The following is a 21552-nucleotide window of genomic DNA, read 5'->3' on the forward strand; positions in this document are numbered from 1 at the left end:
GGATGAGAAGTCTTGCTGCGCAGTTCCTCGGGTTCACGCTTGCGGCGTTGCTTATAGCCCAGGCCATGACTTTTGTAATATCGTGGAATGAGCATTCGAAGGCGCTGGATGCGGCCGCGAAAAGCGAATTTTTCAGTCGTGCGCGCACGATGACCCGTCTCGTCAATGCGGCTGTCCCCCAATTTCGGCAGCAGGTCCTTACCGCCAGTGAAACGGGAGATTCGCGATTTTGGATCAGCGATCGCGACGCTGCGGACACGCCCTCGTGGCGACTGGAGGCCGTCAGGCAATTTACCCGCCCGCTCGAGAATTATGTTGATCTTGTCCGGGTTTTTGAAGGTGGCACAGCAGTAGCACAAATACCGAGCGCCAAGAAGGTTGCGTCCTCCAATCACGACGAAGACTGGAAAACCCCATTTCAAGAGTTATGGGCGCTGCCCCAGCCCGTGAAATATACGTATTTCGAGGGAGCTCGCGGATATGGCATGGTGGTAAAACTGGATGATGGGCGGTATTTGAACTCTGCCTTTTACGTAAAACAAGATAGCTGGTGGACGTCGACGTCCCTCAGCTCACTTGTTCTGACCGCTGCCGTGCTCGCGGTAATCGGCGTTTTGATAGGAAACCGCATTGCCCATCCCCTTAAAAGTCTGGCCCGAGCTGCCGAGGCACTTGGGCGCGGGGAGAACTTGCCTCCTTTGGAAGAGAAGGGACCGGAGGAAATCCGGCGAACGGCGTCCGCCTTCAACCAGATGCAAGCGCGTTTGCATCGCTTCATTGATGACAGAACGAAGATGCTCGCTGCGATTGGTCACGACCTGCGCACTCCACTGACCACTCTCCGGCTGAGGACGGAGTTCGTCAAGGACAAGGACATCCAGCAAAAAATGCTGATGACGATCGAAGAGCTTCAGAGCATGACCGAGGCTGCAATCGCGTTCGCCCGGGGCGAGTCGACAGAGGAAGAAACCCGCCCGATCCAGCTCGAGGCGCTGGTCGGCAGCATATGCGATGATCAGGAGGATTTGGGTCATGCGGTAACCCTGATTTCTGCCGACAAGATAACGTATCGGTGCCGGCCGGACGGGCTTAGACGTGCAGTACGCAACATCATCGAAAATGCGGTCCGGTACGGTGACGAAGCTACGGTCCTTACTCTTCAAACGGTACACAGCATCGATATTGTCGTGGAGGATCGTGGGCCAGGTATCCCGGAAGAGATGAGGGAAAAGGTCTTCGCTCCCTTCTTCCGGTTGGAGACATCCCGGAACAAGCAAACTGGCGGAATCGGGCTTGGCCTTGCCATTGCGCGGGCTGTCGCTCGGCAGCATGGCGGTGACATCACATTTGTTTCCAGGGACATCGGAATGCGCACGATTATTTCCCTGCCGCGTCATGACGAAGGCGAAAGCGGGCCGGCCATCACCTCAAAGCGTTGGAGTTTCGCATCTGCGATAAAACTGTCGCGCCGCAGACGACAGGCAAGCCCGGCCTCTTCTTGATGCGGTTTTTGTAACGAAGCCGTTAGAGAATCAAATGCGAGAGCATTCGTCTGTCCCTGTATCATTGTGAGCCGCTTCCAGAACGCAGCCACATGCCGGGGGCACTTGTCATCTGGCGCCGGCAAGTCGTCCGCCGGCCTCGACGTCTTGCGGTGCCGATTTCGCCGCAACCGCGACATCTCGTTACACTTCATTACAGTTCGAAACGCTGCCGGGATATTCCTGCGACAGCGTCTCGATAAGCTGCCTCAAGTCGAAACGGGCCTGATACCTCATGGTTGACCCGGCCATCGCTTCGATGGAGATCCACGAAGATAAGAGGTATAGTCATGGAAAATTACCGCGAATATTATTTGAGCCGTTTGCATGGCAGGACTTACGGCGTCGTTCGCAGATTGCTCGCTGATGTCCTGCTCCTGGTCTTGATTATCGGGTTTGGCACGGCGATGAATTCCCTGGTGGCCTGATTGACCGGCGCTCTCCTTCTCGCGGCATCCGGTATGGATCGCGGTGAGAAGGAGTGACCGGTCAACAAAGAAGTTCGCGTATCAGGTTCAGGCCCAAGTCCTTTGACGTCGCTTATGACGGAATTTTCTGTCCGTTGAGCGGCGGCAGTATGCACATTTTTCTGGGTTTGTTCTTCCGGCCAAGGACATAGTCTTCTCTATCAGCTCGGCCGGATGTTCCGGTCAAAGGCGAGGTGGAAAAGGACCTGTTTGACGATCTTCATTCTGCATCTTGTCATTCAAGTGTCGAAGATTGGAGGATCCGGCACAAAATCCACAGGTTCGGGCATTCGGCTGACCGGCGCGCGCAGTTAGCTTGAAAGTGCGCGCCCTGATCTGGATTGCGAACCCGCACCAGCCAGAAAGGTGCGGCTGCATGAACCGGCATTTCCCGGTTTTACGGACGGGTCGCAAGGACACGGGCCAGCATGATAGGGCCAAATCATGATCCGTAACAGTGCAAGGGCCCCCATCAATGGTGGGGAACTCGCCACCCAGGGACGTGATGCCTCCCGGACTGTCCAATTGATGGGGCAGAGGCAGACATCGGACATATGGCTTGCGGACGATGGCAAGGATGAGACTGTAGTTTGAAGGGCAAAACCTGGGCTTACGATCACAACGCTGAAAGGCAACAGCATGATTACATGGATTAGTCGCACGTTGTTTGGAACTGTGTTTGGCTTTGTGGCGCTCACCGGCATAGTGTCTGCGCATCATGGCGTCACGGGCAGATATGACGCCTCCGCACCGATCGTTTTGCATGGAACTGTAACTGCGGCCACGTTTACGCCTCCTCATCCGGTCTTCACGGTCCGGGTAGAATCCAGACAGATTCCTGCGCAGGATCTCGGCAGACCGGAGGAGTATTTCGGGCCGCTCAGTACCCGTCCGGAAGATGTTGGCGCTGAACGCGACGTCGAGCTTTCTCCCGTGCGCCTTTTTTACGATCTCGCCGACAGGCTACGCGTCGGAGATCAGGTTACCATCATCGCCCTTCGCAACTGCCTGCCTCCCCATCAATTGCGCAGCACCTGGTTACGGTTATCGGACGGCGAGGTCGTGTCCTATACTGGGGACTGGGCACCGGGAGTAGACGGATGCAACTGAGTGCAGCCTTCCAATGGATCGAGGCGATGCCGCTCGTTCGGATGATTGTGACAATCCCTGGTCTCTATCCAGCCGTCTCGGCGCTGCACATTCTGGGTATCGCACTCCTTGTAGGCTGTATCGCAACCGTCGATCTTCGTCTTCTTGGCATTTTCAGCATAAAGATGGACGAGGCGCTTCCGGGCCTTATCCGTATGGCGCTATGCGGGTTCGCAATCGCCGTCACCACAGGGCTGCTCCTAGTTTCGGTACGGATTGGACATTACGTCAACAACCCGGCTTTTTTAACAAAGATTGCAATCCTGATTATGGCTGCGACGAACGCATTGCTTCTGCGCCAGGCTGCCGGTTCGGCCGATGTGAGGCTTGTACTGGAAACTTTTCGCGGTCGTATCGCGGCCGGTGTGTCTCTGGTGCTGTGGACCAGCGCCGTCTTTTCAGGCCGTTGGATTGCCTTCCTATGAAGATTGAGGAAACCCGAAGCTTGACGGATTTCACGTTCAGCCAGATGCAATTGACGTTGATTTCAAACGACGCCGTTTTCTGGGGCTGGCGGCTGTTTGTCTCCGGCGTCGCGGGTGTCAGTGTTGGAGACCGCGCAACAGCTGGGGACACGACCAGTTGGAACTTTACACCAGATGTACCGGCGACAGGGCCGAAAACCCGTAGGGCCGTGCCGTGATCCAATATGCTGAGCACTTCGAGGACGTACTGGCGGCCTGGCTTGTGCACCGCAGCGCAGGCGGAGCAGCCCTTGTTGTAATCACTGTGACAGAAGGCGGCGGCGCCAGGGCGCCAGGCACGGTGATGTCGGTGTCGCAAACAGGTCAGCGCGTCGGCTATGTGTCAGGCGGCTGCCTTGATGCCGATATTGGAAGGCATGCGGTTGAGGCGTTGTCAGATGGTAAGGTCAGGAAATTGCGTTATGGCTCCGGCTCGCCATTCCTGGACCTGCCGCTTCCTTGTGGCGGTGCGATCGAAGTGTTGATCATACCAGATGCCGATCCGCTGGTCGTGCACCTCTGCAGTGATTTGCTTGCGGCCCGCATTCCCCTGCGTCTCGGCTTTCGCGCCAGTGGTGAGATCATCCTCGCTCCCAAGGAGGAAGCCGATCATGTTTTTATCTATTTGCCGAGGCTGCGGATCCGGATAGCTGGACGCAGCGGCGATGCCATTGCGCTGCAAAGGGTCGCCGTCGCAGCCGGTCTGCCGGCTCTTCTTCAGATGCCGGAGCAGGAGTTTGATAACGCGGATCCAGCGCTCGACCTGTCAAGGGGACTGCGGATGCAGATACCAGCAGCATTGCCGACTGTTGACGATGATCAATGGACAGCAGTTGTACTGGCCTTTCACGACGCCGACTGGGAGGACCCTTTGCTCCTTCAGGCATTGGAAGGTCCGGCGTTCTTTATCGGCGCGGTCGGCAGCCACAAAACGCACGAAAGGCGATGCAATCGGCTGCGCGCGCTGGGAGTCAGCCAACAACAAATCGCACGCATCCGGGGGCCGGTCGGCCTTGTCGCTTCAATGCGGGATGCCTCGTTCCTTGCCGTGTCAATCTTGGCGGAGATACTCAGTTGCTGGAAACATGTTGCGAACGACCCTTTTCAGACACGGCCATAATCCTTCTTGCCGCCGGTCGATCAAGCCGCTTCGACGCTGGCGACAAGCTTATGGCTATGTACAGGGGAGCCCCGCTCATAGAACAGAGCGCGCGACTTTTAAAAGACGAAGCCGTCGCTGTCCGCATCGCCGTCGTTGGACAACACCATCGCGCCCGTAGCGAAATCTTGAGGGCAACGGGCTGGTCGTTGGCCATCTGCCAGACGGAAGTTCCAGCGTTGGCAACTTCGGCTCTCGGAAGGCATACGCTGCGCAGAGGAGCATCAAGTAGGTGCTGCGCTGATCATTCTTGCCGATATGCCCGAGGTCTCCCAACGTCATTTGCGCGCCTTGCGCCAGGCGATTACAGCTGGCCGCTCAGCGGTCTTCTCCCGCAATGGCAAGACGCTTACTCCGCCCGCAGCCTTTGCGCGGGACGTATTTGATCGGCTCACAAAATTGCGAGGAGACAAAGGAGCGCGCGGGCTCTTCGCCACACTGGCCGGGGCTGGCGCGATTGAGATCGATCCTTATGAAGCGATGGATATCGACACGGTTGCAGATCTCGAACGGGCGCAGGCCCGGCATATTGACGATCTGCAGGATGGGTTTCAGTGGCCGCGATGAAACCGTCGGCTGCCGGAATGCAGCAGCCCCGAAATATATCGCCGCAACAAGTCTCCGCTGGCTCACAAGGTCAGGCAAGCCTCGATCCAACGCAACGATGCCGGATTATTCGCAAGGCACCGCCAAACTTTATTTTCCCCCGACAAGAACTGCGAAGCAGGCAGTCTCGTCCTCGGTCGCCGGATGAAGCAGCCACGTATCAAGACATACCTGCACGCTGTCGCTAGTTGGCCTTCGCTTCCAAAATACTGAGAAGAGCGATTTTTCCGTCAAGGAGCTGAAAATTCATTTCGCCCGTCCCGGTGAAACCCTTTCCGGCGACTTTGACCGTGACGCGAAAACCTCGAAAGAATACTGCCCATGTTATAATGGTCAGTTGCGATTGGACCCCACATTGTCATTTTGATCCCACGCCGCTAGCTCCGCCCGACCTTGATATTTCTGATCGCCATCGCTCAGGATGGCATCTAAGGTGAAACATTCCAGGACACCGTTTGAATCTCCGGCATTGGTGCACAGCACGAAGTCCCGGATGGCGTCCGGCAAATCGGCGGGGATGTTTTTCGACATCTCGGTTGTATGGCCTGTCTGCAAGATTTCACTCCCCCTGTGATCTGATGTTCGTCGGGTGGAGCAGATCGGAGAGCCCGAAGCGCTGAAGTAGCCGTTCGCGCATCACCGAGGCGACCGCATTGACCGGCGCATCCCCAAAATCGCTAAAGTCCACCTCAGACCGGTAAGGTCGTGATCCGTGTGGAAGATCAATGATCCTGAGAGCTTCGTCGGCGATGGCCTGCACATCTGCGGTCACGTCCTCTGCAAAAAGCGCCCTTGTCGCCTGTTCGTTTCGGGCAATGGCATCTTCGTAACGCGCCAGATATTCCTTCTGGACTGTCTCGTCCGCCGGAAATTCGGCATTCGGAAAATGAGCGGTGCCTTCCATGAATGGGCCAGGCATCAGAATTGAGCTCTCGATGCCAAATCGGGCGACCTCGTAGGAGATACTGTCTGCAAACGAGTCCATTGCTGCTTTCGCCGCTGTATACGGAGCAAGGAATGGTGGAACGACGCGGGATGTGCCGCTGCCAATCCAGAGGAGAAGACCTAGGCCTTGCCGGCGCATCACCGGCAACACGCCACGGTTCACCCGCAGGGTTCCGACCGTATTCGTGTTCAGGCTTGCCAGGATCTGCTCCGGCGTAAAGGCTTCAGTGATCCCGAAATACAAATGCGCCGCGTTGTGCACCAGGACGTCGATGCGGCCCTCATTCTCCAAGACGGTCTGGACTGCCTGCGTGATGGAGGCGTCGGAGTTCACATCGAGTTCTAGCGGCCGCAGATTGACCTTATGGTCGGATGCGAATGCCCGGGCCTCGTCAGCCTTGTCCCTGTTACGACCTTCAACGAACCGCATGGTGGCGTAGACGGTGTGCCCTGCCTGAGCGAGGCTTCTTGCTATGAGCCGGCCCATGCCAGTGCCGGCTCCCGTGATAATGACGACCTTGGTCATGGTCTTCTCCGTGTGTTGCGTTCGGCGCGTCGGCCAAACTAGGCCGGCAGGATACTCCGGACCTTCTTTTCTACCGTTTGGACAAGCCACCCCGCGATTGAGCCGATTGCAGTGGCGCTTCCGAGCTTCGCAATTGATGAGAGCTCCGGCTCGATATGCGCGGCGAAGAAAGTGATCATCCCAATGAAGTAGCCGAGCAGATTGCTGAGGACCGGAAGGCCGCGCATAGAGATCACCAAGAGCGCCACGCACAATACGACCAAAGGGAACGCCACGCTGCCAAGGGTTGGTGCGAGCAATGGCACCGCTAGTGTGGCAGCTGCGCCGACGCACAGTCCGAATATGGTGCAGACCCAGGTCTGGAAGCCCTCAGCGGCAGAGGGACGGCGTGTAAAATAGGCAACCCAGCCCATGAACATCGCCCACGGTGGGAGTGTCAGGAGCAGACTCGTCTGGGCAGCGGTCGCGGCTGTCAGCGCCGCCGTGACGGTCAGTATGATATAAAGACTGGTGCCTGTATTGCTGGAACCGTGTCCGGCAGACGCGGGCGTGTTGGTTTCATGTGACATCTCGTTATCTCCTCAATCTTTTTTGATGGTCGTAATGGCTTGCGGGGTGGAGTCAGCACATTCCACCGTTCGCCCGCAGCATTTGGCCGTTCACCCAGGCGCCTTCCGGCCCTGCCAAAAACGAGACAACGCGGGCGATATCTTCGGGTTGACCGAGCCGCTCGAGCGGGTTCATCTTGGCCATCCGGTCGATGAGCTCGGGGCTCTTCCCGTCGAGGAAGAGGTCCGTGGCGGTTGGGCCGGGCGCAACGGCATTCACCGTGATTCCTCGGCCACGCATTTCCTGCGCGAGCACCTGCGTCAGCCCTTCCACCGCGGCCTTGGTCGCGATGTAGACGCCATAGGACGGGAGACGCATGCCGATTACGCTGCTGGACAGGTTGATGATGCGCCCGCCCTCGCGGAGCCGCCTGCCTGCCTCGCGAGCGACATTGAATGTACCTTTAAGATTGATCGCGACGGTCTGATCGAAGGTATCGTCGGCGCATTCGACGATCGGCGCGAGCCGCATGATGCCGGCATTGTTCACTGCGACATCGATGCCGCCGAAGGACCCCTCGGCTATGTCGAACATCGCCGTAACTGCCGCAGGGTCGGAAATATCTGCCTGAACCGCAATCGCTTGGCCGCCTACGGCTGCGATCCTGTCGACAAGCTCCTGCGCGGATACGGCGCCACGCGCATAATTCACGACGATCTTGAAGCCGTCGCTGGCTAGACGCTTGGCAATACAAGCGCCAATCCCGCGGGACGAACCCGTAATCAGAGCCACCTTGTTATGTTCGCTCATGTCTTCTGCCTTTCCTGATTGGCCGCAGCGCGGCTGATCAGGAATTTAGCGGTTCCATCATGATAAAAATAATGCATACTTATCATCGCAAGGATGACTGAAAGTATGTGTTATGCGCTTCGATAGCCGAATGCTGAGCGGAATAGGGGCCCTGGCCGCCGTCGTTGAGGCCGGTAGCTTTGCGCGCGCTGGTGAAGCGATGGGGTTGACCCAGCCCGCGGTGAGCCGCGCCGTTGCCCGCTTGGAAGAGCGCGTGGGCATTCGCATCTTCAATCGCACCGCACGGGCGATTTCGCTCACCGACGAAGGACGCCGCTTTTACGAAACAGTGGCACCGTTGCTTGCTGGCATCGAGGAAGCGGCAGTGAGTGCGGGAAACAGCAAAACGTTAGTACGCGGACGATTGCGTGTGAACGTCGACGGGACCTTCGGACATTACGTTCTTGCGCCGCGGCTAGGGGAGTTTCTGGATCGCCATCCCGCCCTTTCCGTCGAAATCAGTGTCAGAGACAGCATGGGCGATCTCGTCGCCGAGGGCGTTGACGTGGCCGTCCGGTTCGGTGAGCCTGAGCCTTCCTCGCTTAGGGCCCGCTTGTTGTTGGAGACGCGCGTCCTGACATGCGCTGCTCCGGCCTATGTTGCCAGGCATGGCGCGCCGGCGCGTCCCGAACAGCTCGGCCAGGACCACCAGTGCCTTTTGATCCGCAATCCGGCGACTGGCCGTCCGTTCGAATGGGAATTCCAATGCGGCAAGGAGGTCGTCCCGCTTGCCGCATCTGGCCGTCTTATGGTCACCGATACCGGCTCGCTCCTCGGCGCGTGCCTAGGCGGCACCGGGGTTGCGCAGTTACTGGAAATCTATGCAAAAGACCTGATCGCACAGAACAGGCTTATTCATCTGCTGCCGGACTGGACCGACGAAACCTTTCCCCTCTATGCGTTCCATCATCGCTCCAATCTGGTTTCGGCCAAGGTGCAAGCCTTCCTCGATTTCGTTCGGGCCCTGGCGTCATAGCTGGACATGGGATCGGGCACTGCGGTCGGTGCGACTATATACCTGCTGGTAACCAAGCCAGATGCTCCAGTGTGACAAACTATCCGCATACGATAGTTCGATCAGAACCTCTGATTAGATTAATCTGGGGTACACCTTTCGACGCGATCATTGGCGGTGCGCGCAAAGCTCGATAGCGCGCTTAAGCGCCGGGTTCTCGTTGCTTGAACTCCGGATGCCGGACATGACAACGTGTCCGATACCCCCGGGAAGGGCCCGAAAGGTAACGCCGGTGCAGATTGCGCCAAGGCTGGCTTCGGTAGTCAATGTAAACCCGGAAGGCCCATCAGGTTTCTCGCCCCACTCCATGCACGACGACGCTGGCGGCTGCTTCCTTGAAAAAGTGTTCGCCGTCGGCGGTGAGGCGTGCTCGGCCGCGGCGCTGCACGCGACGGGCCGACTATGAATCGTGGGGAAGCGTAAATCGAGATTGAGGTCAGGCATGCTTCTCCCACGCAGCAAAACTCCTGCCGCTGCTGGATTGGTAGTGGGCGTGTCGTGCCTCCGCCATCTTACTCGACGAGCACATGCTGCCGCGACGAGAAGCGGACGCGGTCGAAAGGGACTGCATGGGTGCGCCTGATCCTGTAGACCGCCGCGGGAGGGAGGTTGGCCAGCGTGCCGCCGATTCGCACTGCCTCGAGACCAAGATGCTCCAGCAATCTCTGCGGAACTGGGCAACGGAGGCCATAGGTGAACTGATAGAACGCGCCGTCCGGCTCCATCTTGCGGAACGCACCTATGAGGATCGCAATCACCTTGCGGGGCGGCATCGACAACAGGGGCAACCCGCTGACCACAGCGCCGGCCGACCTTCCGTCGAAAAGTTCGACCGTATGCAGGCGAGCGGCATCCATCCAGACCGTGTGTGCTCTGGGATAGTGGAAATGGAGCGCGGCGGCGAACTCCGACCCGAACTCGATCAGGGCGAGGTCTTCCTGTCTAACGCCGCGCGCGACCAGAGCGCGTGTGAACGCGCCGGTCCCGGGCCCTAATTCGATCACCGGACCGATATCCCGTGAGATTTCGGAGGTGATCAAGGCTGCTAGTGCGCGACCTGACGGCGCAATTGCCGCAACGCGCAGCGGATTTTTAAGCCAGGCTTGAAAGAAACCGAACGTTTCGGCCATACATTGTTGTTTCATTGGAAATGACCTCGGACAGGTTTCGTTGACGTGCGGAGCGGTCGACGGCGCGCTGCACGAGGTGTCATCGGGACCCACATCAGCGCGGCGCCCGTTTTGCGACGGGCTCGAGCTTGTCGCGCGGTCCAGAACAGGGCCGCCTCCGCGACGAGCAGGCAGCAGCCAAGGCGAGGGCCGTCATATTCTCTGTCCCGAGCGAGTGTGATCCTCGACGTATTCATCGCTGCTCGCATTAGATATGATGGGTAGACCAGCTTGGTTATCTATTGACGAAGCGGTGGTTTCTGTCATGCTTGGTGCTTCCCTGGCTGTGAGTGACGTCATCAAGCTAGAGGAAGTCTCTCATGACAAGAATGCCGAATACCTCAATAAATTTGCCTATTCCTGCAGGCGGCGATATGTTGCCGGCTGAAGGGCGAGTGCTGCGCTGGCCTCGGAACCAATCGGAGGTCCGCGTGTCGTCATCGCTCCTTGGTGGGATCACCGCCTATAGACGAAGCCGAACCGCTGGATCGACCAGTTCAGCCCACTTTCGCGCAGCGCGTTCTCGGCAGCGAGTTTGCTGGCCGGATAGGCTTGTTGCGGATCGGCTGCGCCTTCACCGCGGCGATGAGGTTGCGTGTGCCCTCGAGGTTGCTCTTCCAGATCAGGTCGGTGTCGGGCGTATCGGCGAGATGGATAATCGCCGATACGCCCTCCACCGCTCGCATGAGTGAAGCAGGATCGAGAAGGTCGGCCTCCACCGCCGTCACGCCTGCGGGCGCCTCCTTTCCGCCGCGCATCAACGCGCGGCAATTCAGCCCCGCTTCGACAAGGCGCGGAAGAAGACGAACGCCGACGAGCCCGGTTGCGCCGGTTATCAATACTGTCATGACGCTGTTCCTTCTCTACCAGATTTTCAAGACGTTCCGTTGCGGTCTGAAGCACCCGGACCGCGACCGCGATGTCGCCCTCATCGATGCCGTCGAACACGACTGAGCGAATGAAAGAGAGATCCGGCAGCTCGCCCTACAGCTTCGCGCCGGTGGCGGTGATCAACGGACTGCAGGCAGTTTTGTGGCCTCCTTACCAATTGCGGCGCGAGCTGGGTGAGGCACCGCCTTCCTACTCAACTGCAGGATCAGGCAGGAAATTTGCGGTTCTTGGCATTCGTCACGCCGCAGCCGGCGTGTAATTTCCGCAGCGCAATGCTCGGCGATTTTCCGGGCCCGTTCCAAGGCCGCGCTAATTGTAGAAGGCGCCGGATTATTGGGAAGCCATCGAACTTAGGGCGGTACGACTCTCAACTCGACGTCCACTACTCGTCAAAAGGAACATAGAATGTTGAAATCGGTAACAGGGCCAATGCTGGCCGCAGCGCTCGTTGCAGGAATGATAGGCCTTCCGGCTGGAGATGCTTTCGCACAGACCTCTTCGCAGGATCAGATTGTCGGCGTCTGGGAATCCGATGACGGCAACCTCAAACTCGAGATGTTTGACGCCGGAGGAAGCTATGCGGCCCGGGTTCTCCACGGAAAGCTTTTGATGGAGGCTGACGGTAAGACCTTCAAGAAGGATACCCTCAATCCGGATCCAAAGCTCAGAAGCCGTTCGCTGGAACGAGCCGTCCTTGTGACCAACCTCAAGTGGGATCCAGCTGACGATCGCTGGGAAGGCGGAAATTTCTACAGCGGAGCGACCGGTCGGACCCATTCCGCACAAGCAACGCTCGTGAGCGGAAAACTGGAGCTTCGCGCCTATATGGGCACCGCCATATTCGGCCGGACCATGGTGCTTCGCCGCGCGCAATGAAACCGGGCGAAGGTACCAAGGGGACAGCCATGCCTTCGAAGAGGAGCGCGCAATGGGTGTGCGATCTAACAATCACCATAGCGGGCAGTTCCCCGACCCTAGCTCGGCAACTCACCAGGCAGAGCGGAGGCTCTCATGGTGTTGGATTGCGCTGGAGCGCTCGGCTGCTCGTGGCCGCGAGTTGGATCAGCGGCGCCATCTTCGCCACCTATATCATCGCCTTCTTCGGAGGAACGGCCTTGAGCGGTGCCGGTGATCGGCCTCGTGCGAATCCTAGAACGGCAGAAGCTCGGCGATGGCTTGCCTCCGACATCCCGTCATGAACCGCACCAATGCAGGATCAGACAGGATTTTTCCGGGTTGAGGCATGGAGGTCTGCAGTGCCCCGGCATGCTGGCAATGAAGAAGAAAGGTGGGCTTGGAGACCATAATTGGTCGAAGGCCCCGCCCAGTGAAAGAGAAGGCAGGACGATTAATGTCAAAGTGGACATTCCGGAACATTCCATCACAGCGCGGCCGCTCAGCAGTCGTTACCGGCACCGGTGGGCTGGGTTTAGAGACCGCGCTGGCACTGGCGCGAGCCGGCGCTGATGTTGTGATCGCCGGGCGTAATCCCGACAAGGGCGCTAAAGCGGTCGAGGCGATCAGAGAAACGGCCCCCGGCGCGCAGGTTCGGTTCAGCAAGGTCGATCTCGCAAACCTCGCTTCGATCGCGCAATTCGCCGCGCAGCTCGGGCAGGAGCAAGACAGTATCGACCTCCTGGTGAACAACGCTGGCGTCATGAGAACGCCGGAGCGTCGCGAGACCAGCGACGGCTTCGAGTTGCAATTGGGTACCAATTATCTTGGCCATTTCGCTCTCACCGCGCATTTGCTGCCACTCCTGAAGAGAGGGCAGAAGCCGCGTGTCGTGACCGTGGGCAGCGTGGCAGCGCGGTGGGGAGCGATTAACTTCGACGACCTGCAAGCCGAACGCGGTTACAAGCCGATGCAGGTTTACAGCCAATCGAAGCTGGCCTGCATCCTATTCGCCTTCGAGCTGGACCGGCGTAGCGAGGCCGCTGGTTGGGGCGTCCAGAGCCTGGCGGCGCATCCCGGCATCTCACGCACCGACCTGATTCCGAACGGACCGGGCTGGTTGAGTTTACCGGGGTTCGCGCGGCGCAATCTATGGTTTCTCTACCAACCCGCGTGGCAGGGCGCCTTGCCCACACTCTTTGCGGCGACAGATTCGGCAGCGCGGGGCGGCCTCTATTACGGCCCTGACCGACTGGCTGGAACCCGGGGCTATCCGACCCTGGAGAAACCTCCCAGCCAGGCGCTGGATATAGCGGTCGCGGTTCGCCTGTGGGAGACTTCGCTGGAACTGACCCACGTGGGCATGGATGCAGGACGCCCGCAGGCTTTGATCGCGCCAACATAGGCGCACCAAGTTCGGCATCCACTCCCGTCAGATACGCCTCAAATGTAGGAATAGGCACGTTTTTTGCCGGTTTGGGCATGGTAGTTTGAAGTCGTGGCCATCCGGCCGACAATCGCGCCCTGGAAAAGATGCGTCTGCTCTTGGGGTTCGACGTGTGACTTCCACGAATGCGCGCTCAAGAGATGCTATGCCCGAGCGTGACAGCTAGGATCGATCGCCGCCCGATTTACACCTTCAGCCCGCCGATGAGAGCAGTACTGAGGCGCTAGCGGAGCACGGTCCGCTCGGGCGGATCGGGACGCCCGAGGAGATTGCAAACGTCGTCGCCTTCTTCGCCAGCGATGCGGCAAGCTATGTTCACGGCGTCGAGCTGTATCTCGATGGCGATCGCATCCATCGCCTTGCGCAGTGACCGCCGTGATATTCAGCGCCAATGGTTGATCGTCAATGGGGGGTGCCGACCTCGCTAAGGTCGCGCATTCCCCTCGCGTCGTATCACGAAAATCATCCCAACATTGAGATCAAGATGATGGAGGAAACGGTGCGCAGTGCGATCGTGCAATTGTGCGCCGGAAAAATCAGCGGCGCGCTCGCTACGGCAAAACGGCCCGGTCATGGATTGATGGGACACTCACCTGTAGCGCCCCGGCGAGGTTCCCATCACGCGTTTGAAGGCTGTCCTGCGGCCTCCGACTCGTAGCCCAATGAAATAGCGATGGCAGCGACCGGCTCGCGCCCTTTCGCCAAACGCTCTTTGGCCAGCAGCATACGCCAGCGGGTCAGGTAATCGATCAGCGAAGAACCCGCGATCGTCTTGAACCTCAGCGCGAATTTGGACCGGGACCGTCCCGCTTTTTCTGCCAGCGCCGGCAAGGTCCAGCGAACGCCCGGATGGTCATGTATCGCACCGACGTCTGCGGCAATTCGCGGATCGCCGAGCGGGAACAACCATCCAATACCCTGTCCCGCCCCACGAGAAAGAAACAGCCTCAATGCCTGCACCAGCAGCAGATGGGCGAGCTGCTGCACAACGAGGACGCTCCCTGGCTGCGTTCCAGTGAGTTCGTGCCTCATTCGATCGAGAGCCCAGCGCAAACCTACCTTGTCACTCTCGTCTCGCAGACGGACAATCGGCGGCATAGTCCCCAGCAGCATTTCGGTATGGGTATCGGAGAACGCGAAGTGGCCCCCGAGCAACATTGCCTCGCCGCCGCCGTTCACACTGGCAATGCCACCACTCCAATCGGAATCCCGCAGTTCCTCGAACGCAATGGGTTGGAAGGAAAGGTCCTTGGCAATAACGAACCGCTTTCCATCGGCACCAGAACGCAGTCGCCGGCATCGAGCGGAAGTGGATCGGCCTCACCTTCAATCGCGATCCAGGCTGTTCCCGACACCAGAGCAAAGTATTTAACGCCGCTGTGGACACTGAACCGGATAGACCATTTTCCGCCGAGATCGTATCTGCCAGCGACAAAGGTTTCAGGCTTGAGTAGTGACAGAACATCGGAAAGCGGATCAGCAGGCATTTTGGGATAATCGCAAAGGAATTTGGGACGATCCAATATAGTCCGTCTCTTGGGGAGTTGCTATCACCAAATGCATCCGCCCTTGACGGACAGCATTCACCCGCAACAAGGAGCTCTCCATGATTAAGATTATTTTAGGATTTAGGCGTCGACAGGGAATGGGATTTCAGGAATTCAAGGACTATCGCCGTGAGATTCATGCTCCCCTGCTTTTTGCTATACCCGAAGCGAAGAAAATTCGTCGGTTTGTAGTCAACTATTCCGTTGCCGTACCGGATTTCCCCGAGCCCACCTATGACGCTGTTGTCGAGGCATGGTTCGACAATTTGGAAGATATGAACGAGCTTTATTCCTGCGAAAACTTTGTGACGAAAGTTGATCCCGATCATGTCAACTTCATTGATCTGTCTTCTGTCGGGAGGGTTGTCGTGGAAGAGATTGTCGTCGTTGGATGAAGACGACATTGAAAAGCTGGTATCTGGACCTCTACGCCAATCTGAATCCTTCATCCACATTCGGACGTGACGAATGCGGCGGCCATTACATTCAGCACCGATGGTTGACCGTCAGTGGGGAGTTCCGACCTCGCTCGGTTCGCGCATTGGCGCTAACCCGCCGCGCGATCCAGAGAAGGAATGCTTTCGCCACGAGCAGACAACCGAGAGCAGTCACGGCGAGACCGTCGTGTTCGCCGATCCAATCGAGCGCGAAGCGTAAAACCCAATGCCGACGAAGAGGCCATTCCAGACCGCGATGCCGGCCGCCGAGGCAATCGGGACTTTGCCGGAGTTGCCGCGGGAAAGGGCGGCGAGGGCCGGAGCGACGAGCCTTACTGTCGGCATGAGCTGGAGTGCGAAGGCCAGCGCGACTTGGTTCCGGCGGACGGAAGCGATTTCACGCTCAACCCGACCGATGGGCATCCCGAAGATTTGGCCAGCTCTCTTGAGGCGGCGGGAGGATCGCGCATCGCCCAGCCCTCGGACCGCGTAGAACCAAGCGGCGCAGCCGAACATGCTGCCAGCAACCGTCGAAAGGAAGGCTGCCGACAGCGACCAGTCCCCATCCGCGGCGCCGATGCCGACCGAGAGTAGTAGCCCGTAGGAAGGGATTACTGACATGAAGCGCTCGGCAAGAGCGACCGTGAAGAGACCTACGAGGCCATAAACGCCGATCCACGCCATGATCGCTCCGACTGGGTCAAAATCCATGGGTAGACTCTTTTCAATTAGCGGATTTGCCCGCGTTCGCCGGTGATGGCCGCTGCCACCATCTGCTCCGCCGTGTGAGACGTAAGAAAGGGCGACAGGCGAACTAGCTGGCTGTGGCCGTGATTGACTGGGCCGTCCTGAGGGGGCCTCTGAATATTAAGGCGCTGGTGGATCGGGCATCGAGCGAGATTTAAAGCATCAGCCCGCCCGCCAAGTGTCACGTCGCCAAGTCGCTCAAGAGTGGCCCACAGTCTTGCAGCAACTTGCCGGTCGTCGGCCTTTTCAGGAATCCCGGCCCAGCCGGGTAAACCGCCTAGCCCCAGAAAACCGTTGGGGCCGTAGTATCCACCAGCTGCCGCTTGCGGCGACGTTGCGGCATACAGGGTTGGCAAAGCACCTTGAGCGGGTGGCTGGAACAGGAAAGGCATATACCTATGATTGCGCCCCTCCAGGCTGTCCGGGCCGGGGCCGTCCGGGACCAGGTTGGTGCGGGCGATGCCGGGATGGGCAGCTATGGCCGAGATGCCCCAGCCTTCAGCTGCGCTGCGACTCTGCATCTCAAAGGCGAGCATGAGGTTGGCGAGCTTGCTGTTGTCGTAAGCCGCCCCATAGTCGTAATCCTGAGCCAGTTGCAGGTCGGCGAAGTTGATTGCGCCCATGAAGGCGCGACTGCTGGACACCCATATGACACGCGGGGAATTGCCTTCGCGCAGCAGCGGCAGCAGCCGGGCGGTCAACGCAAAATGACCAAGCGTGTTCGTGGCGAAAACCCGCTCGAACCCGTCGGCGCTCACTTCGCGGCCTTTCCGCCCCATAACCCCGGCATTGTTGACGAGGATGTCAAGACTATTTCTAGAAGCACTCATCCGCTCCGAAAAGCTAGCAACCGAAGCGAGATCCGAGAGATCGAGCGCTTCGAAGCGAATCGAAGCGCCAGGGACGGCGTCCTCGATGCGTCGGACGGCTTCCTCGCCTCTTCCCAGGTTTCGCGAGGCAATCGTCACGTCCGCCCCGGCGCGGGCGAGTTGAAGAGCGTCATGATAACCCAGGCCACTTCGGTCGCCTTCGGGATAGCCGTTGCCGCCCGTGACGATCGCCGAGCGTCCTTGCAGCGAGGGGATATGGGCGGCTGTCCAACGGGGGATTCTCGGCAATCCCTGCTGACGCGGAGAAACGGGCGGCCTGTTCGCAAAAACGGTGCCGCCACCGCCCACTGCCGCGAGACCAAGACCCGCCGCACCGTATCGAACAAACGAACGCCGCGACAATCCGGATGCTTTGGCGTTGATAGGCCCATTCTCTCCCGGTGTATCTGTCATTTTAGGAATCTTTCCGTGATGGAATTTTGGTTAGGCAATGTCATTGTTGCGAATAGCCGTGGCGATGCGCCTGTTTGCGATCAGCATGGCGGTGCCGGTCAGGATACTTGCTAGCGGGACTGTTAGGAGACCGAGCCCCAGGCCATTGGGAAGCTGTGCCGCTGTCGCTGCGTCGCTGATCATCCCGACCATGAGAGGGCCAAGGGCCGGCCCCAGAAGGCCGGAGCCGATCATCGCGAGGCTGGTCGCCATTGCCTCCTTGCCCTTGCCTGCCACCAGATGGGCGGCGCCGAAGCACCACGGCAGCAGAAATGCGAAAGACAACATGCCGGGGACGAAGAGGAGGATGGAAAGCCACCCGACCGGCGCGAACAAGGCTGCAGTCGTCGTCAGGCTTGCGATCATGAAGAGGATCGCCGGCGGTCCGAGGACCCGTCCGGTGCCGGAGCGAACGGCACGGTCGAACAGGCGGCCGCCCACAAGCGTTCCGAAAATCCCCATCACCCCTTGCAACAGGCCGAACGCCAATCCAGCCTCGCTGGCGCTGAGGCCGTGGGTGCGGATCAGGAAGGGAACTGCGAATGCGTAGAACGGCGCTGCAGCGAAACCCAGCGCGACCGAGCCAATGAACAGCCAACGGAATGCCGGGGACGAAAGCAATCGCAGGCTTGCATTCAAGAACGGCTCGTTATTGGCGCGCGTGCGCTGGAGGGGCGGGGTCGGACCGATGACAAGGAGCGTTATCAGACCGATCAACACGCCCATGGCGCCTGCACCTACCAGGGCCGTACGCCAGCCAAGCGTATCACCAATGGCGCCACCGACGCCGAAACCCACCATGGTGCCGAGCGGAATGCCCATCGAGAAAATACCGAGCGCTAGTCCGCGGCGCTCGTGCGGGATCTTGCGGGCGATGATCCCGTGGCTGGCTGGCGTGCCACCGGCCTCGCCGAAGGCGACGCCGAAGCGGGTGAAGGCGAGGAACAGGAAACTCATGGCGAGACCGCCAAGCAATGTCATCGCGCTCCAGAGCAGGATACACAAAACCAGAACGAACCGCGGCGATCCTCGATCAGCGGCGCGGGCGAGCGGCATAGATAAAAGAGCGTAACAGGCTGCAAAGGCGATGCCGGTGAGCAAACCCATTTCGGTATCACTCAGATCAAGGTCTCGCTTGATTAACTCCGTCAGGACGAATGGAAGCATCCGGTCGATCTGGGAGGTGGCGCTCACTAAAAACAGCGTCGTAAGTAGCACCGGGACGCGCCATCCACGAACGTATTCATCGCCGCTCGCATTAGATATGATGGGTAGACCAGCTTGGTTATCTATTGACGAAGCGGCCGTTTCTGTCATAATTGATGCTTCCCTGGCTGTGAGTGACGTCATCAAGCTAGAGGAAGTCTCTCATGACAAGAATGCCGAATACCTCAATAAACTTGCCTATTCCTGCAGGCGGCGATATGTTGCCGGCTGAAGGGCGAGTGCTGCGCTGGCCTCGGAACCAATCGGAGGTCCGCGTGTCGTCATCGCTCCTTGGTGGGATCACCGCCTACATCGCAAGCCAGGGCGGCGGTGAGGGGCTTTTTCCGACGCAGATCGAGAGCGTCAACATCGTTCGTTCCTACCAGCAGCGTATGCCGATGCGGCAGATCTACCGGCCGTCGCTCTGCGTCGTGGTCCAGGGTGCGAAGGAAATCCTCTTCGGCGACGAGACACTTCGCTATGGCGCCATGGAATGTCTGGTGGTTAGCATGGAGATGCCGGCCAGCGGGCGGGTCGTCGACGCAAGTTTGCAGGTGCCCTATATCGGCGTCACCATAGACCTTGATGTCACCATGTTGCGCGAGGTGCTCGAGCAGTTGGAGACACTGCCTGTCTTGCCCGCCGCACCCGGTCCGTGCGTGTTCGTTGGAAAGGTCGATGAATCGCTGGCTGAATGCGTACTGCGTCTGATCCGCATGTCCCAGACGCCGAAGGCGATACCGATCCTCTACCCCTCGGTCATGCGCGAGGTCTGCTACTGGCTTCTCACCGGCCCGCATGGCGCCGAACTGTGCAGCCTGGCCGTTCCGGAATCGAATTTCATGCGGGTCGCCAAGGCCATCTATTTTCTGCGTGCCAATTTCGCCCAGACCCTGCGTGTGGAGCAAATGGCCGAGGTGGCGCATATGAGCCCGTCATCGTTTCATCAGCACTTCAAGCAACTTACCTCGGTGACGCCGCTTCAGTTCCAGAAGCAATTGCGCCTCCTTGAGTCGCGGCGCCTGATGGTGGCGGACGCTGCAAGCGTCGAGGAAGCCGCCTACAAGGTCGGCTACGAAAGCGCGTCGCAGTTCAGCCGCGAATACTCCCGTATGTTCGGCGTCGCTCCAAAACAGGACGCGCTGAACCATCAGCGTATGTATAGCCAGTACGCCAGCCGCAAGGCGCGAACTGCCTAAACTCGTTCTTCAGGAGGCCACTCCTTGCTGCTCGGCTCGGAGCGGCCTTCTGCTATGCCGCGAATAGGTTCCAGGGTGACCAAGGGGTTAACGATATGCTGGTCTTCCGGCTGCCGCCGGCGCGGATCACATCAGGTTTTCCTGCGCGGCCTGATAGACGGTTCTGACGACCGGCTGGAAGCCGAGGCGACGCGCGAGCGAGACATCCATGTGGAGGCGCCAGGGATTGTCGAGCGGCGCTGAAGACGGTTCCATTGTTCCGCCGACCAGGGCGACAAGCTCGTAGATCGAAGTCGGCGCCTCGTCGGCGATGTTGACGATGCGCCCATCCATAGCGCCGGTCAGAGCGAGGGTCATGGCGGTGGCGATATCGCGATGATGAATTATGCTCATCCTTTGGGCGGGATGCATGTTGAAATTGGCAACAAGACGGGGCAACTCTTCCAGATGTCCGTCCTTTTCGCCATAGACGAAGCCGAACCGCTGGATCGACCAGTTCAGCCCACTTTCGCGCAGCGCGTGCTCGGCAGCAAGTTTGCTGGCCGGATAGGCTTGTTGCGGGTCGGCTGCATCGTCCTCGCGGCCAGGGCGCGGGCTGTCCGCATCATAGATATTGGACGTGCTCGCCAGGATGAAACGCGCCTCAGGCGCGTGCGCCTTCACTGCGGCGATGAGGTTGCGTGTACCTTCGAGATTGCTCCTCCAGATCAGATCGGTGTCGGGCGTGCGAAAAACCGCAGCGAGATGAACGACCGCAGAAATCCCCTCCACGGCCGATGCAAGCGAGGCGGTATCAAGCAGGTTGCCCTCGGCCCAAACCATCCCGGAGGATACTTCTTTGCCCGGTCGTAGCAGCGCGCGGCAACGAAACCCCTCATCCACAAGGCGCGGAAGAAGACGGGCTCCAACGAGACCGGTAGCACCAGTTAGCAAGACTGTCATGGATAGTTTCCTTTCTGCAGCAGGTTTTCGAGACGTTCCGTTGCGGTCTGAAGCACCCGGACCGCGATCGCGATGTCCGCCTCGTCGATGCCGTCGAACGCGACCGAGCGAATGAAAGAGAAATCGGGCAACTCGCCCCACAACTTCGCGCCAGTGGCGGTGATGCGCAGAAGCTTCTGGCGCTGATCAACCCGGTCGGGCTCTTGCTCGATGAGAGCCTTGCGCACGAGCGTTGCGACGATGCCGGTCATTGTGGCGCGTTCGATCGACAGCAACCGCGCGAGATCACGCTGCATGGTCGGCCCGGCAGTTGCCAGCTGGTAGAGCACGTACCACTGCACGGACCCAAGATCGTAAGGACGCAGGCGAGAATCCATGACCGCCCGGCCGGCGAAGTAGCATCGCTTCGTCCAGGCTCCGACAAGGTTGCGATCTGTCTCTTTTCGCTCATCAATCACTGACACAGGCTCCCAGCTCGTTA

The 21552-nt window shown here is 59.1% G+C and carries 25 protein-coding genes and 4 pseudogenes; 16 read left to right on the forward strand and 13 right to left on the reverse strand.

The annotated features are described in order from the left end of the window. Positions 1-2 precede the first annotated feature (2 nt). The 8 genes and pseudogenes from V9K92_RS02160 to V9K92_RS02190 form a co-directional block, all read left to right on the forward strand. Complete coding sequence (locus V9K92_RS02160; protein ID WP_337353114.1) at positions 3-1502, forward strand: ATP-binding protein; 1500 nt, start codon at positions 3-5, stop codon at positions 1500-1502. Between the two features lie 329 nt (positions 1503-1831). Continuing rightward, a complete protein-coding gene (locus tag V9K92_RS02165; RefSeq protein WP_307278392.1) occupies positions 1832-1969 on the forward strand; it encodes a hypothetical protein in 138 nt (45 codons plus the stop codon). A 678-nt stretch (positions 1970-2647) separates the two neighbouring features. Continuing rightward, positions 2648-3118 carry a hypothetical protein gene (locus tag V9K92_RS02170; RefSeq protein ID WP_337353115.1) on the forward strand — a complete coding sequence of 157 codons (471 nt, stop codon included), beginning with the start codon at positions 2648-2650 and terminating at the stop codon, positions 3116-3118. Beyond that, positions 3109-3582 (forward strand): hypothetical protein, encoded by a 474-nt coding sequence (locus V9K92_RS02175; RefSeq protein WP_337353116.1) that lies wholly within the window; start codon positions 3109-3111, stop codon positions 3580-3582. Before V9K92_RS02170 ends, V9K92_RS02175 begins: the two co-directional genes overlap by 10 nt. Further along, positions 3579-3800 (forward strand): hypothetical protein, encoded by a 222-nt coding sequence (locus V9K92_RS02180; RefSeq protein ID WP_337353117.1) that lies wholly within the window; start codon positions 3579-3581, stop codon positions 3798-3800. The genes V9K92_RS02175 and V9K92_RS02180 overlap by 4 nt, the downstream gene beginning before the upstream one ends. 44 nt (positions 3801-3844) lie before the next feature. Continuing rightward, positions 3845-4741 carry an XdhC family protein gene (locus V9K92_RS02185; RefSeq protein WP_337353487.1) on the forward strand — a complete coding sequence of 299 codons (897 nt, stop codon included), beginning with the start codon at positions 3845-3847 and terminating at the stop codon, positions 4739-4741. Further along, a pseudogene (locus tag V9K92_RS22815) lies at positions 4696-4926 on the forward strand (NTP transferase domain-containing protein); the annotation flags it as partial. The gene V9K92_RS02185 and the pseudogene V9K92_RS22815, both read left to right, overlap by 46 nt. Before the next feature lie 55 nt (positions 4927-4981). Further along, positions 4982-5347, forward strand: a pseudogene (locus V9K92_RS02190) (NTP transferase domain-containing protein); the annotation flags it as partial. 372 nt (positions 5348-5719) lie between these two features. Here the strand turns inward: V9K92_RS02190 and V9K92_RS02195 are convergent. Genes V9K92_RS02195 through V9K92_RS02210 form a run of 4 tightly spaced genes read right to left on the reverse strand, consistent with a single transcriptional unit; the run spans position 5720 to position 8216 of the window. Further along, positions 5720-5941, reverse strand: coding sequence for a nuclear transport factor 2 family protein (locus tag V9K92_RS02195; protein ID WP_337353118.1), 222 nt, complete (start codon positions 5939-5941; stop codon positions 5720-5722). Between the two features lie 4 nt (positions 5942-5945). After that, the gene (locus V9K92_RS02200) at positions 5946-6857 is read right to left on the reverse strand and encodes an SDR family oxidoreductase (RefSeq protein ID WP_337353119.1); all 912 of its coding nucleotides are present in this window, start codon (positions 6855-6857) and stop codon (positions 5946-5948) included. A gap of 38 nt (positions 6858-6895) precedes the next feature. Continuing rightward, complete coding sequence (locus V9K92_RS02205) at positions 6896-7426, reverse strand: DUF1097 domain-containing protein (RefSeq protein WP_337353120.1); 531 nt, start codon at positions 7424-7426, stop codon at positions 6896-6898. A 52-nt stretch (positions 7427-7478) separates the two neighbouring features. Further along, a complete protein-coding gene (locus tag V9K92_RS02210) occupies positions 7479-8216 on the reverse strand; it encodes an SDR family oxidoreductase (protein ID WP_337353121.1) in 738 nt (245 codons plus the stop codon). Between the two features lie 112 nt (positions 8217-8328). On the opposite strand from V9K92_RS02210, the gene V9K92_RS02215 reads away from it, so the two are divergent. Next, on the forward strand, positions 8329-9231 hold the full coding sequence (locus V9K92_RS02215; RefSeq protein ID WP_337353122.1) for a LysR family transcriptional regulator: 903 nt from the start codon (positions 8329-8331) through the stop codon (positions 9229-9231). 223 nt (positions 9232-9454) lie between these two features. Further along, positions 9455-9676 carry a hypothetical protein gene (locus V9K92_RS02220; RefSeq protein WP_337353123.1) on the forward strand — a complete coding sequence of 74 codons (222 nt, stop codon included), beginning with the start codon at positions 9455-9457 and terminating at the stop codon, positions 9674-9676. 106 nt (positions 9677-9782) lie between these two features. Here the strand turns inward: V9K92_RS02220 and V9K92_RS02225 are convergent, their stop codons facing one another. Both V9K92_RS02225 and V9K92_RS02230 read right to left on the reverse strand, forming a co-directional pair. After that, positions 9783-10400 (reverse strand): class I SAM-dependent methyltransferase, encoded by a 618-nt coding sequence (locus V9K92_RS02225; RefSeq protein WP_337353124.1) that lies wholly within the window; start codon positions 10398-10400, stop codon positions 9783-9785. Positions 10401-10936: 536 nt separating this feature from the next. Next, the gene (locus tag V9K92_RS02230) at positions 10937-11287 is read right to left on the reverse strand and encodes an NAD-dependent epimerase/dehydratase family protein (RefSeq protein WP_337353125.1); all 351 of its coding nucleotides are present in this window, start codon (positions 11285-11287) and stop codon (positions 10937-10939) included. A gap of 110 nt (positions 11288-11397) precedes the next feature. On the opposite strand from V9K92_RS02230, the gene V9K92_RS02235 reads away from it, so the two are divergent. From V9K92_RS02235 to V9K92_RS02250, 4 genes and pseudogenes are all read left to right on the forward strand, one after another. Continuing rightward, on the forward strand, positions 11398-11589 hold the full coding sequence (locus tag V9K92_RS02235) for a hypothetical protein (RefSeq protein WP_337353126.1): 192 nt from the start codon (positions 11398-11400) through the stop codon (positions 11587-11589). A 146-nt stretch (positions 11590-11735) separates the two neighbouring features. After that, entirely contained in the window at positions 11736-12206 is a 471-nt protein-coding gene (locus V9K92_RS02240) for a DUF2147 domain-containing protein (protein ID WP_337353127.1), read from the forward strand. 475 nt (positions 12207-12681) lie between these two features. Next, positions 12682-13629: an oxidoreductase gene (locus tag V9K92_RS02245; protein WP_337353128.1), complete on the forward strand. Its 948-nt coding sequence runs from the start codon at positions 12682-12684 to the stop codon at positions 13627-13629. Positions 13630-13885: 256 nt separating this feature from the next. Further along, positions 13886-14041, forward strand: a pseudogene (locus V9K92_RS02250) (SDR family oxidoreductase); the annotation flags it as partial. A 248-nt stretch (positions 14042-14289) separates the two neighbouring features. Here V9K92_RS02250 and V9K92_RS02255 read toward each other — a convergent pair. After that, positions 14290-14850 (reverse strand): AraC family transcriptional regulator, encoded by a 561-nt coding sequence (locus V9K92_RS02255; protein ID WP_443094423.1) that lies wholly within the window; start codon positions 14848-14850, stop codon positions 14290-14292. Next, a complete protein-coding gene (locus tag V9K92_RS02260; protein WP_337353129.1) occupies positions 14847-15194 on the reverse strand; it encodes a cupin domain-containing protein in 348 nt (115 codons plus the stop codon). The genes V9K92_RS02255 and V9K92_RS02260 overlap by 4 nt, the downstream gene beginning before the upstream one ends. A gap of 83 nt (positions 15195-15277) precedes the next feature. Here V9K92_RS02260 and V9K92_RS02265 point away from each other — a divergent pair, with 83 nt between their 5' ends. Continuing rightward, a complete protein-coding gene (locus V9K92_RS02265) occupies positions 15278-15613 on the forward strand; it encodes an EthD domain-containing protein (protein WP_337353130.1) in 336 nt (111 codons plus the stop codon). Positions 15614-15826: 213 nt separating this feature from the next. On the opposite strand, the gene V9K92_RS02270 is transcribed toward V9K92_RS02265, so the two are convergent. The 3 genes and pseudogenes from V9K92_RS02270 to V9K92_RS02280 form a co-directional block, all read right to left on the reverse strand. Continuing rightward, a complete protein-coding gene (locus tag V9K92_RS02270; RefSeq protein WP_337353131.1) occupies positions 15827-16366 on the reverse strand; it encodes a DedA family protein in 540 nt (179 codons plus the stop codon). Positions 16367-16575: 209 nt separating this feature from the next. After that, positions 16576-17685, reverse strand: a pseudogene (locus tag V9K92_RS02275) (SDR family oxidoreductase); the annotation flags it as partial. Positions 17686-17715: 30 nt separating this feature from the next. Continuing rightward, positions 17716-19041 carry an MFS transporter gene (locus tag V9K92_RS02280; RefSeq protein WP_337353132.1) on the reverse strand — a complete coding sequence of 442 codons (1326 nt, stop codon included), beginning with the start codon at positions 19039-19041 and terminating at the stop codon, positions 17716-17718. A 164-nt stretch (positions 19042-19205) separates the two neighbouring features. Here V9K92_RS02280 and V9K92_RS02285 point away from each other — a divergent pair, with 164 nt between their 5' ends. Next, entirely contained in the window at positions 19206-20129 is a 924-nt protein-coding gene (locus tag V9K92_RS02285) for an AraC family transcriptional regulator (protein ID WP_337353489.1), read from the forward strand. Between the two features lie 126 nt (positions 20130-20255). Here V9K92_RS02285 and V9K92_RS02290 read toward each other — a convergent pair whose 3' ends face one another. Next, positions 20256-21071 carry an NAD-dependent epimerase/dehydratase family protein gene (locus V9K92_RS02290; RefSeq protein WP_337353133.1) on the reverse strand — a complete coding sequence of 272 codons (816 nt, stop codon included), beginning with the start codon at positions 21069-21071 and terminating at the stop codon, positions 20256-20258. Further along, positions 21068-21529, reverse strand: a complete 462-nt coding sequence (locus V9K92_RS02295; protein ID WP_337353134.1) for a MarR family winged helix-turn-helix transcriptional regulator — start codon at positions 21527-21529, stop codon at positions 21068-21070. Before V9K92_RS02295 ends, V9K92_RS02290 begins: the two co-directional genes overlap by 4 nt. Between the last annotated feature and the right edge of the window lie 23 nt (positions 21530-21552).

Source organism: Phyllobacterium sp. CCNWLW109, assembly GCF_037203905.1.
Lineage (GTDB): Bacteria > Pseudomonadota > Alphaproteobacteria > Rhizobiales > Rhizobiaceae > Phyllobacterium > Phyllobacterium ifriqiyense.

Bases quoted from the DNA above. Each gene is read 5' to 3' on its own strand.
- V9K92_RS02230 (WP_337353125.1), bottom strand. From the start codon at position 11,287: ATGACAGTATTGATAACCGGCGCAACCGGGCTCGTCGGCGTTCGTCTT.
- V9K92_RS02225 (WP_337353124.1), bottom strand. From the start codon at position 10,400: ATGGCCGAAACGTTCGGTTTCTTTCAAGCCTGGCTTAAAAATCCGCTG.
- V9K92_RS02170 (WP_337353115.1), top strand. From the start codon at position 2,648: ATGATTACATGGATTAGTCGCACGTTGTTTGGAACTGTGTTTGGCTTT.
- V9K92_RS02270 (WP_337353131.1), bottom strand. From the start codon at position 16,366: ATGGATTTTGACCCAGTCGGAGCGATCATGGCGTGGATCGGCGTTTAT.
- V9K92_RS02240 (WP_337353127.1), top strand. From the start codon at position 11,736: ATGTTGAAATCGGTAACAGGGCCAATGCTGGCCGCAGCGCTCGTTGCA.
- V9K92_RS02160 (WP_337353114.1), top strand. From the start codon at position 3: ATGAGAAGTCTTGCTGCGCAGTTCCTCGGGTTCACGCTTGCGGCGTTG.
- V9K92_RS02265 (WP_337353130.1), top strand. From the start codon at position 15,278: ATGATTAAGATTATTTTAGGATTTAGGCGTCGACAGGGAATGGGATTT.
- V9K92_RS02245 (WP_337353128.1), top strand. From the start codon at position 12,682: ATGTCAAAGTGGACATTCCGGAACATTCCATCACAGCGCGGCCGCTCA.
- V9K92_RS02200 (WP_337353119.1), bottom strand. From the start codon at position 6,857: ATGACCAAGGTCGTCATTATCACGGGAGCCGGCACTGGCATGGGCCGG.
- V9K92_RS02290 (WP_337353133.1), bottom strand. From the start codon at position 21,071: ATGACAGTCTTGCTAACTGGTGCTACCGGTCTCGTTGGAGCCCGTCTT.
- V9K92_RS02215 (WP_337353122.1), top strand. From the start codon at position 8,329: ATGCGCTTCGATAGCCGAATGCTGAGCGGAATAGGGGCCCTGGCCGCC.
- V9K92_RS02280 (WP_337353132.1), bottom strand. From the start codon at position 19,041: ATGACAGAAACGGCCGCTTCGTCAATAGATAACCAAGCTGGTCTACCC.
- V9K92_RS02220 (WP_337353123.1), top strand. From the start codon at position 9,455: ATGACAACGTGTCCGATACCCCCGGGAAGGGCCCGAAAGGTAACGCCG.
- V9K92_RS02180 (WP_337353117.1), top strand. From the start codon at position 3,579: ATGAAGATTGAGGAAACCCGAAGCTTGACGGATTTCACGTTCAGCCAG.
- V9K92_RS02205 (WP_337353120.1), bottom strand. From the start codon at position 7,426: ATGTCACATGAAACCAACACGCCCGCGTCTGCCGGACACGGTTCCAGC.
- V9K92_RS02175 (WP_337353116.1), top strand. From the start codon at position 3,109: ATGCAACTGAGTGCAGCCTTCCAATGGATCGAGGCGATGCCGCTCGTT.
- V9K92_RS02165 (WP_307278392.1), top strand. From the start codon at position 1,832: ATGGAAAATTACCGCGAATATTATTTGAGCCGTTTGCATGGCAGGACT.
- V9K92_RS02235 (WP_337353126.1), top strand. From the start codon at position 11,398: ATGAAAGAGAGATCCGGCAGCTCGCCCTACAGCTTCGCGCCGGTGGCG.
- V9K92_RS02210 (WP_337353121.1), bottom strand. From the start codon at position 8,216: ATGAGCGAACATAACAAGGTGGCTCTGATTACGGGTTCGTCCCGCGGG.